This window comes from Acuticoccus sp. MNP-M23 (assembly GCF_031195445.1).
Classification (GTDB): Bacteria; Pseudomonadota; Alphaproteobacteria; order Rhizobiales; family Amorphaceae; genus Acuticoccus.
Genome location: NZ_CP133480.1, coordinates 4,245,572 through 4,258,782, shown reverse-complemented (window position 1 = coordinate 4,258,782; position 13,211 = coordinate 4,245,572). Strand labels below are relative to the sequence as shown.

Annotated in this window: 14 protein-coding genes and 1 tRNA gene; 9 read left to right on the top strand and 6 right to left on the bottom strand. The window is 66.0% G+C overall.

All coding sequences use genetic code 11. The features are described 5' to 3' along the window. Window positions 1-64 precede the first annotated feature (64 nt). A tRNA-Gln gene (locus tag RDV64_RS19625) sits at window positions 65-138 on the top strand. Window positions 139-253: 115 nt separating this feature from the next. Here the strand turns inward: RDV64_RS19625 and RDV64_RS19620 are convergent. The 6 genes from RDV64_RS19620 to RDV64_RS19595 all read right to left on the bottom strand — a co-directional run bounded on the left by RDV64_RS19620 (window position 254) and on the right by RDV64_RS19595 (window position 5,441). Further along, the gene (locus tag RDV64_RS19620) at window positions 254-1,288 is read right to left on the bottom strand and encodes a DUF1206 domain-containing protein (protein ID WP_309196650.1); all 1,035 of its coding nucleotides are present in this window, start codon (window positions 1,286-1,288) and stop codon (window positions 254-256) included. 55 nt (window positions 1,289-1,343) lie between these two features. Continuing rightward, window positions 1,344-1,553: a cold-shock protein gene (locus tag RDV64_RS19615; RefSeq protein ID WP_309196649.1), complete on the bottom strand. Its 210-nt coding sequence runs from the start codon at window positions 1,551-1,553 to the stop codon at window positions 1,344-1,346. A gap of 355 nt (window positions 1,554-1,908) precedes the next feature. Further along, window positions 1,909-2,244 carry a hypothetical protein gene (locus tag RDV64_RS19610; protein ID WP_309196648.1) on the bottom strand — a complete coding sequence of 112 codons (336 nt, stop codon included), beginning with the start codon at window positions 2,242-2,244 and terminating at the stop codon, window positions 1,909-1,911. A 1-nt stretch (window position 2,245) separates the two neighbouring features. Then, window positions 2,246-3,142, bottom strand: a complete 897-nt coding sequence (locus RDV64_RS19605) for a DUF6772 family protein (RefSeq protein ID WP_309196647.1) — start codon at window positions 3,140-3,142, stop codon at window positions 2,246-2,248. A 23-nt stretch (window positions 3,143-3,165) separates the two neighbouring features. Continuing rightward, window positions 3,166-4,317: a mandelate racemase/muconate lactonizing enzyme family protein gene (locus tag RDV64_RS19600; RefSeq protein WP_309196646.1), complete on the bottom strand. Its 1,152-nt coding sequence runs from the start codon at window positions 4,315-4,317 to the stop codon at window positions 3,166-3,168. Next, on the bottom strand, window positions 4,314-5,441 hold the full coding sequence (locus tag RDV64_RS19595; protein WP_309196645.1) for a mandelate racemase/muconate lactonizing enzyme family protein: 1,128 nt from the start codon (window positions 5,439-5,441) through the stop codon (window positions 4,314-4,316). Before RDV64_RS19595 ends, RDV64_RS19600 begins: the two co-directional genes overlap by 4 nt. Before the next feature lie 146 nt (window positions 5,442-5,587). Between RDV64_RS19595 and RDV64_RS19590 the strand changes: the two genes are divergently transcribed. From RDV64_RS19590 to RDV64_RS19555, 8 genes are all read left to right on the top strand, one after another. Beyond that, window positions 5,588-6,370: an FCD domain-containing protein gene (locus RDV64_RS19590; RefSeq protein ID WP_309199553.1), complete on the top strand. Its 783-nt coding sequence runs from the start codon at window positions 5,588-5,590 to the stop codon at window positions 6,368-6,370. Next, on the top strand, window positions 6,367-7,164 hold the full coding sequence (locus tag RDV64_RS19585; RefSeq protein ID WP_309196644.1) for an SDR family oxidoreductase: 798 nt from the start codon (window positions 6,367-6,369) through the stop codon (window positions 7,162-7,164). Before RDV64_RS19590 ends, RDV64_RS19585 begins: the two co-directional genes overlap by 4 nt. A 68-nt stretch (window positions 7,165-7,232) precedes the next feature. Then, the gene (locus RDV64_RS19580; RefSeq protein ID WP_375143771.1) at window positions 7,233-8,477 is read left to right on the top strand and encodes an ABC transporter substrate-binding protein; all 1,245 of its coding nucleotides are present in this window, start codon (window positions 7,233-7,235) and stop codon (window positions 8,475-8,477) included. An 8-nt stretch (window positions 8,478-8,485) separates the two neighbouring features. Continuing rightward, entirely contained in the window at window positions 8,486-9,415 is a 930-nt protein-coding gene (locus RDV64_RS19575) for a sugar ABC transporter permease (RefSeq protein ID WP_309196643.1), read from the top strand. Continuing rightward, window positions 9,412-10,254, top strand: a complete 843-nt coding sequence (locus RDV64_RS19570) for a carbohydrate ABC transporter permease (RefSeq protein ID WP_309196642.1) — start codon at window positions 9,412-9,414, stop codon at window positions 10,252-10,254. The genes RDV64_RS19575 and RDV64_RS19570 overlap by 4 nt, the downstream gene beginning before the upstream one ends. Window positions 10,255-10,288: 34 nt before the next feature. Beyond that, the gene (locus RDV64_RS19565; RefSeq protein WP_309196641.1) at window positions 10,289-11,305 is read left to right on the top strand and encodes a sn-glycerol-3-phosphate ABC transporter ATP-binding protein UgpC; all 1,017 of its coding nucleotides are present in this window, start codon (window positions 10,289-10,291) and stop codon (window positions 11,303-11,305) included. A gap of 68 nt (window positions 11,306-11,373) precedes the next feature. Beyond that, window positions 11,374-11,757 carry a Rid family hydrolase gene (locus RDV64_RS19560; RefSeq protein ID WP_309196640.1) on the top strand — a complete coding sequence of 128 codons (384 nt, stop codon included), beginning with the start codon at window positions 11,374-11,376 and terminating at the stop codon, window positions 11,755-11,757. Then, on the top strand, window positions 11,757-13,046 hold the full coding sequence (locus RDV64_RS19555; protein ID WP_309196639.1) for an FAD-binding oxidoreductase: 1,290 nt from the start codon (window positions 11,757-11,759) through the stop codon (window positions 13,044-13,046). Before RDV64_RS19560 ends, RDV64_RS19555 begins: the two co-directional genes overlap by 1 nt. Window positions 13,047-13,211 lie beyond the last annotated feature (165 nt).

Genomic DNA, 13,211 nt, shown 5'->3' with positions numbered 1-13,211 from the left:
CCGCTCGGACACAGCGCACAGACGCTGGCGCTCCCCGGCAGCGTTACCGCGCAGCCGACCCTTTTGGGGGATAGTTTAATGGTAGAACAGCGGACTCTGACTCCGCTAGTCGTGGTTCGAGTCCACGTCCCCCAGCCATAATTTCCAGGTCAGCTGCTTGAGCTTGGCCTGTGCGACCGGTCTCCAGCGACCGGTTGGCCGTTTTCCCGACCGATCGCTGTTTCATCATCCTCCGCTTGCAGGCGAAAGCCGTTCAGACGTTGGCCTTGGCTTTCGCCTTCAGGCTCGCGGCCAGGGTTTCTACGTCACCCGTCGCGATTTTCGGGATGATTCGATAGGCGGCGTTTACGAGGCAGAACACCGCGAAGCCGAGAAGGCCGATGCAGCTGAGCGTCACCAGGATCTGCCCGTAGGCCTGCTGGGAGATCCAGCTGAACGCCGCACCGACGCCGCCCGCCTCGGACGAATCGGCTTTGATGCCTGCATAAAGCACGAGCACGCCGATCACTGTGATGATGGCGCCCTGTGCCAGCACACCGGCCTTCAGAACGGGGTTCCAGTGCTGCGTGAAGTGATTGGCCCGCAGTCGTTCGCGGTATTTTTCCTGCCATGCCTTGTGGAGATAGTAGAAGCCGGCGCCGATGATGATGAGGCCGACCGCGCCGATCAGGATGCGTCCGCCGGGCATTCCCAACACGGCATCAAGCGTCTTGGTGATGGTTGAGCCATCTCCCTGGCTGCTGTTGGAAAAGAGCAGCGAGAATGCGAGCGCGCCGATCGCGAGATGCACCATGCCGGTGACCAGCATCCCGGTTCGCGCGATCAGGCCTTTCGCCTCGGTCCCGTAATCTTCGAGGTCGAAGATGGTGTCGATCAGGCGCCACAGCGCGTAGGAGGCCATGCCGAGGGCAATGAGCGCCAGGAGGATCATGCCCCACCAGCTGTGTTCCAGCCGGCCGAGGGCGGAGGAGGTGCCTTCGGCGGTCCCCCCATGCCAGATCGCCCAGAGCGAAAAGCCCGCCACCACGAGATAGACGAGCGCACGACCAGCATAACCGGCGCGCATGACAGGGATCGTCCAGGAAAGATCTTGATGTTTCATATGCGTACAACCGCCGGATGCGCCTGCACGTTCCCCTTGGCCGCGCAGTTGGCGGCAAAAGGCGATGTTCGGGCATTTTAACCGCGGTGCGGCGCGTCGCCTTCGGTTGCGAAGGCCGGGCGAATCGACCGGGGCCGTGGGGGCGGGCGGTGCGAGCGCGGCTGCTGCAGGGTGGGCCGGGCACAAAAAAATAGGGGCGGCGCCAAGCGCCGCCCCTATTCAAATTCTCGGATCGTCAGACTTAGTTGACGAGCGTCAGGTTCGTTGCCGACTCGCGACCGTCGCGGCCCTTTTCGATGTCGAACGTAACCTTCTGGCCTTCGTCGAGCTGGCTGAGGCCAGCGCGCTCAACTGCAGAGATGTGCAGGAAGATGTCGCGCGAGCCGCTTTCCGGCTGGATGAAACCAAAACCCTTGGAGGGGTTGAACCACTTCACGGTACCATTGGCCATGAAATTCTCCTGAATGTTATTGCTGCCCACACAGTTGTGGCAGCCCGGCGCCGTCAGAGCAAAATCGCGTGACTGCAGCCAGTAAGGAGACAGTAGTCGACCATGGTAACTTAGCCACCCTCATTTACTCGCTTGCGTGTGAGGGTTCAAGACCCGGCCGCAAATTCGTTTGGGGGCAACACGTCTGAGCTGCGCACTCCATGGGTCGGTCGTCAAACAACCGGCCGACTCGCGACGGACGCTCATCCGACGAGGTGGACTTACCTCAACACGGTCCGGACCCCTTGCGCAACCCGCGCCCAGCCAGACCGCGGCGGCCGTGCACACCGAGGCTGGCCGGGCATGGCCGCAGCCCTCACGCCTTGGCGTGGATGGTGACGAGGACGACAGCATCGGCCCCGTCCGCAAAATCGGCGGCCAGACGGACGAAATTGCCGAAGTGCGCAACGCGGACAAATGCCAGGGGCTGCGCGGCGGAAGGCAGGTCCAGCGTGCTGCCTTCGTCGGCCCAGTGGATACCGTCGGGCGAAATCTGAACGCGGGCAGCGGGAGGCTGCCCCGTTGGTGCTTTGAGAGCGCGGACGAAGATGATGATCTCGCGGGCCCAGCCGGCCTCATAAGGTTCGGTGGCGGCATGGCCGCTCCACCGCTCGTTGCGGGCGACGACGGCGGTGATGTTCTCCGGCAGCATCTCAAAAATCTCCCGAAATGCAGACCGAATCGACGTAGAGAAACGCCCGTTTGGCCGAATTCGTCTCCACGAAGAAGCAAAAATTGAGCATCTGCCAAAGGTTGCTCATCGCCGGAATCTCGATGTTGCTGAACGTCGACAGGTCCAATTCCCGGTCGTTGCACTGGAAGGCGAGCGCCTTCATGGCGGCAAGATCGAAGTCGAATCGGATGTAGGTCCAGTTCACCTTGGTGGCGATTTCGTTATAGCAAAGCCGCTGGTCACCACCCGGAATATCCTGCCAGCCTTCTGGCGACAGATGGTAGTGCGTTGCGGTCTTGTTCTCGTCGCCAAGCGGCTTGAACGGCGTTGTTTCGGCCTTGAACTGCCATTTCTGCTGCGTCTCGCCATCGAGAGCGTTCAGGAATCTGAGGTGCGGCATGATGCGCGCGGCGTCCCTGTCACGATCGCCGCCCTGCAGGTCGAACAGGAGGCCGAAGGAGCGCACGTCCACGTCGCCGAGTTTCAGCTCCGTGGCCTCGGGCTTGAAGGTGACGTAGGCCTCGAAGCGGATCGGCCCGCGCTTGCGTGTGGTCAGCCGCTTGATCGCGACATTCTGCGCCCCCGCCCGCGCCCGCGTTGCAATCTTCAGGGCATAGGAGCTGTCGATGCCGCCGTGGGAGCCCGCGTCCCAGTGGGCGAGGGTGGACAGCATGGCGGCCGAATGCTGGGCGTAGCCCGGCAACATGGAATCCAGCGAGCCTTCATAATTGCCCACCAGCTGCGACCAGCCGCAGTGTCCGCGCGAAAAATCGTCGTGGCTGATGATGCGCCGCAGCGGCTCGAACCGGCTGAGGTCCGGATTGGCAAGGACCATTGCCTGGCGGATCGCGTCCGCGTCGAGGGTTTGGGCGCTCATCGTGGTTCTCCTTGCGGGGATGGTCATCGGACTGTGAGGCGTCCCACCGCGTCCCAGTCGATCTCAAGGCCGAGGCCGGGGCCGGTGGGCACGTCGAGCGTGCCGTTTTCGGCGCGCACGCAGCCTGGGGAAAGGTCCGCCAGCGCGACCTTGAAGGGGCTGGCGTCGGTCTCGCATTCCATGACGCGGAAATTGGGCATGGCGGCGGAGAGGTGGACGCTCGCCGTCTCGCACACGATGCCGGACATGCCGATGTGGGGCGCGTAGCCCACGTCGTAGGCATCGGCCAGAAGCGCCATCCGTCGCGTTTCGGTGATGCCGCCGGCGCGCGCCACATCGGGCTGCAGCACCGAAAGGGTGCGCGTCTCCACCAGATGGCGCGCTTGATCGACGGTATAATTGCTCTCGCCGGCAGCCAGCGGAACGTTGGTGCGGCGGCGCAGCTCCCTGTAGCCCGCTTCGTCCTCGGGCCGCAGCGGCTCCTCGAACCAGAAATAGCCATTGGCGCTGAGTGCATCGGCCACCACCAGCGCCTCGTCGAGCGTGAAACCCCAGTTGGCGTCCACGCAAAGGCCAATGTCGTCGCCCGCCCTTGCGCGGATGCGCTCGATGCGCCGGCACGCTTGCGTCACCGGCCGCGCCATCTTCACCTTGATGCGGTTGAACCCCCGCTCAAGGTAGCGGTCGAGTTCGGCGTCGGCGGCGCCATCGTCCAGCCAGTTGACCGCCGCGGCGTAGACGTCGATCTGCCGCCGTCCCGTGCCGCCGAGAAGCGTGGCGATCGGCATCCCGGCCGCTTTTCCCAGAATGTCCCACAGTGCAATGTCGACGCCGGCAATGGCCTCGATCAACATGCCGCCCGCGCGCCCGGAGAGGGCGCGGCGCATCGTGTTCCAGTGGGCCGCTATGTCGGTGGCTTCGCGGCCCACGAGGCGCGGCTTCAGCAGCGTCTCGACAATTTCGGCGTATGCGCGCGGTGCAAAGCGGCCGAGCGTTTCGCCGACGCCGGTGATGCCGGCATCGGTGCGCACTTCCACCAGCACCATCGAAACCTCGCTGTAGGTGCCCCATGAGGTGATGGTGGGTTTTGGCAGCGTCTGCGTCAGAGGGTGAGCGATCACATCGGTGATGGTGATCGGCCCGGCGGCGGTGCGGGGCATCGTGTCGTCTGTCATCGGGCAAGCTCCGCCAAGCGGGTCCAGTCAATTTCGAGCCCGAGGCCGGGGCCTTCCGGGCAGGTGAGGGTGCCGCCAGCCGCGCGTGCGGAGCCGGGCGCAATGTCCGCAAGGCCGTCGCGGAAGGCATTGGGGGCAAGGGCGCATTCCATCACGGCGGCATTGGGCAGCGCGGCGGCAAGGTGCAGGCTCGCGACCTCGCACACGATGCCGCTCATGCCGTTGTGCGGCGCGTAGGCCACGTCGTGCATGGCGGCGAATTCGGCCATCCGCCGCGTTTCGGTGATGCCGCCGGAGCGGGTTACGTTGGGTTGCAGCACCGACAGCGTGCCGTCCGCCACGAGGCCACGCGCCTCATCCAGCGTGAAATTGCTTTCGCCGGCCGCGAGGGGAACATCGGTTCGGGCCTTCAACGCGCGGTAACCGCCTTCGTCTTCGGGGCGGAGCGGCTCCTCGAACCATTCATAGCCGTTGGCGTGAAGGGCGGCGGCCACGGTGACCGCCTCGTCCAGGCTGTAGGCCCAGTTGGCATCGGCGCTGAGGGTGATGGCGTCACCAGCGCGGGCGCGGATCCGCTCGATCCTGCGGCAGGCGCGGTCCACTGGCGCGCCGAGCTTCACCTTCATGCGGGTGAAACCGCGTGCCATGAATTGGTCGACCGCAGCGTCCGCCGCGGCATCGTCGGCCCAGCCGACGGAGGCGGCGTAGACCGGGACAGCGGTGCGCCCGGTGCCGCCAAGGAGGCGGTAGAGCGGCAGACCCGCAGCCTTCCCCAGTATGTCCCACAGCGCGATGTCGATGGCCGAGAGCGCTTCCACCAGCACCCCGCCCGCGCGGCCCGAAAGGGCGCGGCGCATGGCGTTCCAGTGTGTGGCAATTGCGCTTGCGTCACGGCCCATGAGGCGCGGTGCCAGAGCATCGTTGATGAGATGGACAAAGGCGGCGGGCGCAAACCGGGCCAGGCCTTCGCCGACGCCCACAAGGCCGGTTTCGGTGGTGATCTTCACCATCACGATCGAGACCGCATCGTAGCTGCCCCACGAGGTCTTCGACGGCTGGGGCAACCGCTGCGTCAGCGCAAATGCGCGGATCTCGCGGATCTCGTGGCGGTCCGGCGCCTCCATGCGGCCTCTTTTCCCGGTTGTGCGCGCGACGGCGCTGGCTGGAAGCGTCGTCTAGTCCAAGCTGAATTACTTATCAACTAGAAAACCTAGTTGCTAAGTTGAGGGGGCTTTGCTAATTGACCCTCGCCAACGGGAGCGACGGGCTGATGAGCGAAGAGCGGGAGGTGGGCGATGTGTTCGGCGCGCGGCTGGAAACGCCGACGCGGCTGGCCGACGCCGTTTCCGACGCCATTGCCGCAGCGCTGTTCGACGGGCGCATTCGGCCCGGCGATCCGCTCCCGTCCGAAGGTGTGATCGCCAGGGAATTCGGCGTGTCCAAGCCCATTGCGCGGGAGGCGTTGCGGCAGCTGGCCGGGGCGGGTCTCATCCACACCCAGCAGGGGAAGGTGGCGCGGGCAAAGCCGCTCAACGGCGAACCGCTGGACCGTTTTTACGGCTACGCCGTGCGCTCCAGCCTGACGCGCCTGCGCGAAGCCAACGAGATGCGGCTGGTGGTGGAGCGCGGGATTGCGCAGCTGGCCGCCCGGCGGCAGGCAGCTGCCGGTCTTGCGGCGATGCATTCCGCGGTGGCGGCGATGGAGAAGGCGCTGAAGAAATCGGACGCCTTCACCGACAGTGACGTTGCCTTCCACCACGGCATGGCGCTGGCCACCGGCAACCGGATGATCGAGATCCAGATGGAGGGTCTTCGCGCGGTGCAGCGGGAGGTCTCCGATCTGTTCTCGCGCCGCTCCAACCGCACGGATGCCGACTGGGTGGCCACCGTGGAGCGTCACCGCCACATAGTTTGCGCCATTGAAGCCGGTGACGAGGCGGGTGCGGAAGCTGCCATGGTCGCGCACTACGCAGCCGCCGACATTGCCTCCTTCGAAGTGGCCGATACGCTGAGCGCAACCGATACGCTGAGCACACGGAGCGCGCCGTCATGATCGGTCTTGCCGTGCCGCTGGACGGGCGCACGGCGCTGGTCACCGGCGCCAATGCCGGGATCGGCCGTGCCATCGCGCTGGCCCTTGCCGCAAACGGTGCCAACCTCATCGTCCACCACCACGGCGACCCGGAGGGCGCCACGGGCACGGCGGCCTCAGCGGAAAAATGCGGACGCAAGGTTCAGGTCCTTGCCGCCGATTTTACCGAAGAAGGGGCCGCACGCGCCCTTGCTGACGACGCAGCGGCGGCGGGGCGGGTGGATATTCTGGTCGCCAATGCCGCCATCGAGGTGCGCTGCCCGTGGGACGAGATCACCGACACGCACATTGACCGGCATGTGTCTGCCAACTTTTCCGCCCTTGTTGCCATGTGCCAGCGCCTGCTGCCGCCGATGACCGCAGCAGGCTGGGGCCGCGTCATTGCCATCGGCAGCATCATGGCGTCCCGCCCGCGGGCCGAAACGCTGGTGTACGCCGCGCTGAAATCCGCGCAGCTCACCGCCATTCAGGCGATGGCGCGCGAGGTGGCGGGCCGGGGCGTGACCATGAACGTGATTTCGCCGGGTGCCGTTGAGATCGAACGGACGGCAGAGCGCTACGCAGACCCCGCGTTCCGCGCAGCCGTCACCGCAAAAATTCCCGCAGGGCGCCCCGCAGGGGTGGACGATCTCGTGGGGCCGGCCCTGTTTCTGGCCAGCGATGCGGCCGGCTACGTCACCGGCGCCAACATTCCGGTCGATGGCGGATGGAGCATCGGCGATCCGCCGGGAACGCTGCCCGGCCCGGCGCAATGAGCGCCGTTTCACTACCAGAACGGGACGGTGACAGAACGCCGCCCGCAAACCTCACAGGGAGGAATGCCATGAAGACCACTTTGATGAGCTGTGCCGCCGCCTGCGCTCTGGCGTTCGGCGCTATGGGCTCCGCGTCTGCGGAGGACCTGCGCTTTACCGTGTGGACCGGCAGCGAGGCGCACCTGTCGATGCTGAATGGCATCGCGGAAAGCTTCACCGCCACCCATCCGGACGTGACGGTCTCGTTCGAGACCATCCCCGCCGGCGACTACACCCAGAAGCTCACCTTCCAGATTGCCGGTGGCAACACGCCGGACCTTGGCTGGATGTTCGAGGATGCGGCTCCTGCATTCGCCGACGCGGGCGTGCTCGAAAATGTCGGCCCGGCGCTGAAAGGCGCAGCCGGTTACGACTTTGCCGACTTCTCCAAGCCCGCCATGGGCCTGTGGGAGGACGGCGATACCGTCAACGGCATCCCGTTCTCCACCTCGCCCTTCATGGTCTACTACAACAAGACCCTGTTCGACGAAGCCGGCCTCGAAGACCCGCTCGCCCTGTCGGCCAAGGGCGAGTGGACCATGGATGCCTGGCGCACCGCCGCAAAGACGCTGAAGGACAAGACCGGCACCTGGGGCTTCGACTTCAAGGACGGCGAGGGTTACGACAGCCGCATCCTCCACGCCCTGATGCCGCCGATCCGCGCCTATGGCGGCTACGCGTGGAAGGACGGCGAGTGCGGCTTTAACAAGCCGGAGGCGGTGGAAGCCGTCACCGTCCTCCACGACATGGTGTTCAAGGACAAGTCCATCGTGCCCCCCGGCGAGACCGGTGACTTCTTCTCCGGTGATGCGGCGATGACCGTCAACCAGATCTCGCGCGCCTCCCGCCTTTCGGACGTGGCGTTCGACTGGGGCATTGCGCCGCTCCCCACCGGCCCCGCGGGCGAGGCGCCGGTGATCGGCCAGGCCGGCATCGTGGTGTTTGCCGAGGGTGACCAGAAGGCGCTTGCCACCGAGTTTCTTGCCCACATGACCAACGCCGAGAATGTGAAGATCATGGCGCAGTTTTTCCCGCCTGCGCGCAAATCGGTGCTGGAGAGCGGCGTGCTGGTGGAAGCCAACGCGCTGATCCCGGCGGACCAGATGGCAAACGTCGCCACCGCCATCGAGACCGGCTCGGTGCTGCCGTCTTCCAAGAACATGCCGCAGATCCTCGCCGCGCTGAAGCCGCGCAGCGACGCGCTGTGGCGCCCGGATGCGGACGTGGAAAAGGCGCTTCAGGCCATCTGCACCGCCATCCAGCCGCAGCTCTGAGCTGATCGATGAGCCGGGCCGAAAACACGACAAGGCCGGCACGCGGATTGCGCGTGCCGGGGCTCACGCTGCGCCGGCGTGAGGCCATCGAAGCATGGCTGATGACGAGCCCCACCATCATCGGTTTTGCCATCTTCTTCCTCGGCCCGCTCATTGCCGTCTTCATCTACTCCACCGCGGAGTGGAACCTCCTGTCCCGCCAGATGACATTCGTGGGGCTCGCCAACTACACCGACGCGCTCACCGTCAACGCCGATTTCTGGCAGGTGATGGGCAACTCGGTGATCTTCGCCGCCGGCCTCGTGCCGCTCAACATGGCGCTCGCGCTGGCATTGGCGCTCGCCCTGTCGCGGCCCTTCTTCGGCGTCGTCTTCTTCCGCACCATCTTCTTCGCGCCCGTCGTCACGTCCGCCGTGGCGTGGGCCATCGTGTGGAAATTCCTGCTCCAGGGCGAGGCGGGGGCGGTCAACCAGATGCTGGCCTCCATCGGCATCGACGGCCCCAACTGGCTGCGCGAGCCGGACTGGGCGATGGCCGCCGTGATCGTCACGCGCGTCATCAAGATGGTCGGCCTCAACATGATCCTCTACATCGCCGCACTCCAGACCATTCCGCGCGACTACGAGGAGGCGGCCCGCCTTGAGGGCGCCACCCACTGGCAGGTGTTCAAGATGGTGATCTGGCCGCTTCTGGCGCCGACCACGCTCATCATCATGGTCATCACCACCATCGGCTCGTTCAAGGTGTTCGACCACATCTACCTGATGACCGGCGGCGGCCCCGAAAACGGCACGCTGGTGCTCGCCTTCTACATCTACCAGCAGGCATTCGAGTTCTTCGAGGTGGGCTACGCCTCCGCGCTTGCCATAATCATGTTCGTGATCGTCCTGGCGCTGACCTTGGTGCAGTTCGCGCTGCGGCGGAGGCAGGTCAGATGACCACGAAACAGTGGCGCTTTCTCAACCGCACGCTCTGGACGGTCTCCCTGCTGATTGCGGCGGTCCCCTTCGTTTTCCCGTTCCTGTGGATGCTGTCGTCGGGCTTCAAGAGCGCGGCGGAGATCTTCGGCCAGCCGAGCCTGATCCCCACCGTCTGGCACTGGGAAAACTTCGTCGAGGTCTTCACCTACCAGCCGTTCGCGCGGCAATATTTCAACTCGCTCTATATCGCGGTGTCGGTCACGGGGCTGACGCTGGTGGTCGCCTCGCTCGCCGGCTACGCGCTGGCGCGGCTGCGCTTTGCAGGGGCGGGGCTTTTGATGCTCTTCCTCGTCTCGGCGCTGATGGTGCCCGAAGAAGTCACCATCGTGCCCAACTTCTTCCTGATCCGCTGGATGGGCCTCACCGATACGCACCTGCCGCTGATCCTCTTGCCGGTCTTCGGCCCGCACGGCGTGATGGCGACGTTCCTGATGCGCCAGTATTTCGTCGCGCTGCCGAAGGAGCTTGAGGAGGCAGGGCGGATGGACGGGCTCACCACGCTGGGTGTGTGGTGGAAGATCGCGCTCCCCATGTCGCGCCCTGCGCTGGCGGCGGTGGCGATCATCACGTTCCTCTTCTCGTGGAACCTCTTTCTGGAGCCTCTGGTGTTCCTCTCCTCGCTGGAGCTCTTCACGCTGCCGCTCGCCCTTTCCAACTTCACCGACCCCTACGGCGCGCCGCTGTGGCACCTGCAACTGGCCGCAACCAGCCTCGCGGTGGTGCCGATCCTGGCGGTCTACATCATCGCCCAGCGCCAGATCGTCGAGAGCTTCGCCATGTCGGGGGTGAAGGGATGACCGTTCTGTACGTGCCAACCGTTGAAAGCCGCCGATGACCAGCCTTTCCCTCAAGAACATCAAGAAGGCCTTCGGCCGGACCGAGGTCATCCGCGGCATCGACCTCGAGATCGAGGACGGCGAGTTCGTGGTGTTCGTCGGCCCGTCCGGCTGCGGCAAGTCCACGCTTTTGCGCATGATCGCGGGGCTGGAGGATGTCACCTCAGGCGACCTCTTCATCGGCGGCAAGCGTGTCAACGAGGTGCAACCGGCGAAACGCGGCGTGGCGATGGTGTTCCAGTCCTACGCGCTCTATCCGCACCTCAATGTGCGCGACAACATGGGCTTCGGCCTCAAGGTGCGCGGCGAGAAGCCCGCCGCCATCGTCGCCCGCGTCGAGGAAGCCGCCGAAACGCTCCAGCTCGGCCCGCTGCTGGACCGTTTCCCGCGCGAACTTTCCGGCGGCCAGCGCCAGCGCGTTGCCATCGGCCGCGCCATCTGCGGCAACCCGGACGTTTTCCTCTTCGACGAGCCGCTCTCCAACCTAGACGCTGAACTCCGCGTCCACATGCGCGCCGAGATTGCCGCGCTCCACAAGCGCCTTGCCAACACCATGGTCTACGTCACCCACGACCAGATCGAGGCGATGACGCTTGCCGACAAGATCGTGGTCCTGCGGGGCGGGCAGATCGAGCAGGTCGGCACCCCGCGCGACCTCTACAACAACCCCGCCAACGTGTTCGTCGCCCAGTTCATCGGCAGCCCCAAGATGAACATTCTGCCCGGCGCATTCGTCGCCGAGCGGCTTTCGGCGGGCGGCATCTATGTGCCCGCCGGCAAGGTGGTGGGGATGCGGCCGGAGCACCTTCATGTCGCGGGTATGGACGATGCCGTGCTGAACGGGCGAGTCGTGCTCGCCGAATACACCGGCGCCGGCTCGCTCCTGCATGTGGATGTGGGCGGGGGGGAGACCGTCCTCGTCACCCACGAGGGGCAGGACGAGCCGCCCAACGGCGACAACATCGCGCTTGGGATCGACCGCGAGAACGTCCACATCCTGACGCCGGCGTAAGAGCGCGGGCAGGTGGCAGAGCGGCGCCGGGTGATGTAGATCCACCCGGCAACCCACTCGGAGTTTTCATGTCCCGCACCGCCATCACCACAGGGTCCCGTTTTGAGGAAATGGCCGGCTACAGCCGCGCCGTGATCGACGGCGAATGGGTGTTCGTTTCCGGCACCACAGGCCACGACCATGCGGCCGGCACCATCGCGGACGACGCCGCAGGCCAGGCCCGCCAGTCGCTCAAAACCATTGAGGAAACGCTGGCAAAAGCAGATGCCACGTTCGCCGACGTGGTGCAGGTTCGCGTCTACCTCGCCGACGCAGCCGACGTTGCGGCCGTTTCGCAGGAACTGGGCCAGCGCTTCGCGCCGCCGCGGCCGACCAACACCACCGTGATCGTCGGTTTCCCGCTGGAGGAGATCAAGGTCGAGATCGAGATGATCGCGCTGAAGCGCCGCTGATGGGCGCCGAAGCCGCCAACCACTGGGCGCTCACCTCCGGCGAGACTTTTGAGGCCCCAAAGCTCACCGGCGACGTTGCGGCCGATGTTGCCATTGTCGGCGGCGGGATTCTCGGCCTCTCCACCGCACTGGCGCTCGCAGAGGCCGGCGTGTCGGTCGTGCTGGTGGAGGCATCGAAGGTGGCGCACGGGGCATCGGGCCGCAATGGCGGGCTGGTGGTCCCCAGCTTGCCGCGCGTCTCGCCCCAGGGCGCGGTTGCTGCGCTGGGCGCCGATGGCGAGCGGCTTGTGGCGATGGTGGCACGCGGCGCCGATACCGTGTTCGAGCTGATTGCACGGCATGGCATCCAGTGTGACGCGGTCCAGTCCGGCTGGCTCAATCCGGCCCATGCGCCATCGCTTGTGGCGGGACTTGCCGCCCGCCATGCCGCGTGGAAGGCGGCGGGCGCCAACGTGACCCTGCTGGATGCGGGCGAAACCCGCGCCCGGCTTGGCAGCGCGCGCTATCACGGGGCGATCCTCGACCGTTCGGGCGGGCACCTCAACCCGGCAGCGTACAGCCGCGGGCTGGCGCGCGCTGCCGTTGCCGCGGGCGCCGGCATTTTTGAAGAGAGCCCGGCGCGTGCGATCATCGCCGCAGATGGCGGCTGGGTGGTTGAGACGCCCGGCGGCACGGTGCGCGCGGCGACGCTGCTGCAGGCCACCAACGCACAGCCTGCCGGGCTTGCCGACGCCGACGCCGAAACCATCGTCCCGCTCATCGTCTACCAGATGGTGACTAATATCCTGTCGCCCGAACAGCGCGCCAGTGTGCTCCCCGGCGGGGAGGCGATGTCCGACACGCGCAACAATCTCTTCTCGCTTCGCTGGACGGCGGATGGCCGCCTTGGCACCGGCGGCATGGCGCCGCTCACCCAGCTTGGCGGTGCCGCCCGTGTGGCGCGGACCGCGGAACGCCGGCTGGCGGCCATTTTCCCGGTGCTGGAAGGCACGACGATTGCGCGCACATGGACGGGAAAGGCCAGCCTCACCGGTGATTTTCTGCCTCGTGTGATGACGCTGGGGCCGCGCCGCTACTCGGTGGTGGCCTGCAACGGACGCGGTCTGGTGCTGACCACCAACCTCGGGCGCGCGCTGGCCGCAGCGTTCGCCGCCGGACGCGACGCGCCGCTCCCCCTTGCCGCCCGTCCGCCGCGGCCGATCCGCGCCCGTGCGCTGGCCGCCAGGGTGCCGCAGCTCCTGCTGCCCCTCGGTTCGCTGGCCGATGCCCGCGCCGAATGGCGCGGCTGACGGCACAGCGACGAGATGGCATCGGTGCAAGCGAAATCCGCATCGGACGTGTGGTGGCAAAGGAACACCGCTTTGGCGTTTGAAATTGCCGCAATGTGATCGTCCGTGCGGTATGACCCGCAATGCGGTACGAATTTTTCCGTGGATACCGACAGGACTTTGAGA